Below are 2019 nucleotides of genomic sequence, written 5' to 3' on the forward strand. Positions count from 1 at the left end.
GGCGTGGCGAACGCCGTGTCGCCGCGCGCATCGAAGCCACGCCCCAAGGGCTGGACATCCGCTACGTGGTGACCAACTTGCGCCGCGGCTCGGCGGAATGGCTCTATGCGGCCATCTACTGCGCACGCGGCCAGGCCGAGAACCTGATTAAATTGCACAAGAGCCAGCTTGCCTCCGACCGCACCAGTTGCCGCGAGCCACGCGCCAACCAGGTGCGGCTGATCCTGCACACGGCCGCCTACTGGCTGCTGTTGCGCGTCCGTGACGCCATTCCCAGCCCGCAGCCTCTCGCCACGGCCGAGTTCACCACCCTGCGGCTGCGCCTGATCAAGATCGGCGCGTGTATCACCGAGACCGCCACACGGGTCCGCATCGCCTTCACCGCCGCCTGCCCGGAGGCTGATCTGTTCGCCGGTCTGGTGCGTGGCTGCCTGCCTGCGGGGCCCTGACGGATGGGGCCTGTGCCCCGAACACGCCATCTCCCGCAAACCTCCAGCGCCTATCCCATCCGTCCTTGCCCCGCGATGAAATAGGCGCCTTGGATCACTGCGCCCAGCGCTCAGCAGCAGTTACTCCCCACACGCCGGTGAATAAGATGGGCTAGTGGTATGAGTTAGAAGTTTTTTGACAGAAGCGCTGAACGCTGGCCAGGATGTCGTCGGCGCTCTTGGTCCAGATGAAGGGCCTGGGGCTCTCGTTTGTTGCTGCGATGTAGCGGTGAACAGCCTGCTCCAGCGAGCGGGTGCTGCGGAACTTCCCCCGTCGGAGTTGACGGGCGCTCAGCAAGGCGAACCACGCCTCGACGAGGTTCAGCCAGGAGCCCGAGGTTGGCGTAAAGTGCAGGTGGTAGCGTGGCCGCTTGAGCAGCCATTGCCGAATCAGCGGCCTTGTGGGTTGAGGCATTGTCGAGCACGAGATGCACGTCCAGATCGGGCGGCACGGTGCGGTCGATCTGGTCCAGAAAACCGCGGAACTCGGTCGCGCGGTGGCGCTGGCGACAGGTGCCGATCACGGTGCCGGTCTTGACGTCCAGAGCGGCAAACAGGTCGATGGTGCCGTGACGGATGTAGTCATGGGTGTGACGCTCCACCTGACCCGGGCGCATTGGCTGCACCGGTGCGGTTCCTTCGGTGGCCTGGATCTGTGGCTTTTCGTCGACGCACAGCACCAGCGCGCGGTCCGGCGGGTTCATATACAGCCCGACAATGTCGCGCACCTTGTCGACGAACAGCGGGTCGCGCGACAGCTTGAAGGTCTCGCTGCGATGCGGCTGGAGCCCAAAGGCGTGCCAGATCCGTACCACCGCCGACTGACTCAGTCCCACCGCCTGCGCCAGACTGCGCGTGCTCCAGTGCGTGGCGTTGGCGGGCGTGCTCTCCAAGGTGGTGACGACCGCCCGCTCGATTTGTTCGTCGGTGATCCGGCGCGGTGCGCCAGGACGGGGCTCATCCAGCAGCCCATCTGGCCCCCGCTCCGCAAACCGCCTGCGCCAAGTGGCAACGGTTGGGCGGCTGACGCCCAGCGCTCTGGCGACCGCGCCATTCGTCGTCCCGGCTTTGGCACAGGCCAGGACAATCCGGGCGCGCATCGCCAGCCCCTGCGCTGTCTTGCGGCGCCGGGTCCAGCCTTCCAACGTTTCGCGGTCCGCAGCAGACAATGTAATCGCAACTGCATGCGGGCTTGCCATCGCCACCTCCCATCCAATCGCTGCCTCATCGCCAGCGAGAGGACATATAGGAAAGGTGGAAGGGCATTTCTAACTCAGACCACTAGTGGCCCTTGTGGGGGCATATCTGGACGAACATCCGGCGATGTCTTGGGACGCAGCGCCTGATGCGTTGGCGCTGTCGTGGCCGACGATATGATGACGGCTGAAGCGCTTCAGGCCGGCGCGGATGACGCGTTGGTTGGCTGGATCATTCACCGCGATCACGCCGAGCATCCCGGCAGAATGGTGGCGCGTTTGGTCTTGGTCGGGCCGACCCCGTACGTGCTGCTAGCCGATACGCTTGCCAATCT

At 65.1% G+C, this 2019-nt stretch carries 1 protein-coding gene and 1 pseudogene; one reads left to right on the top strand and one right to left on the bottom strand.

What is annotated here, in order from left to right; translation table 11 throughout:
* Positions 1–449 (top strand): transposase (locus tag VF632_RS14520; RefSeq protein ID WP_331023631.1); only part of this gene is annotated, 449 nt, incomplete at its 5' end.
* A gap of 151 nt (positions 450–600) precedes the next feature.
* On the opposite strand, the pseudogene VF632_RS14525 reads toward VF632_RS14520, so the two are convergent.
* Positions 601–1687 (bottom strand): annotated as a pseudogene (locus tag VF632_RS14525) (IS630 family transposase).
* Between the last annotated feature and the right edge of the window lie 332 nt (positions 1688–2019).

The organism is Longimicrobium sp., assembly GCF_036388275.1.
Taxonomy (GTDB): domain Bacteria; phylum Gemmatimonadota; class Gemmatimonadetes; order Longimicrobiales; family Longimicrobiaceae; genus Longimicrobium.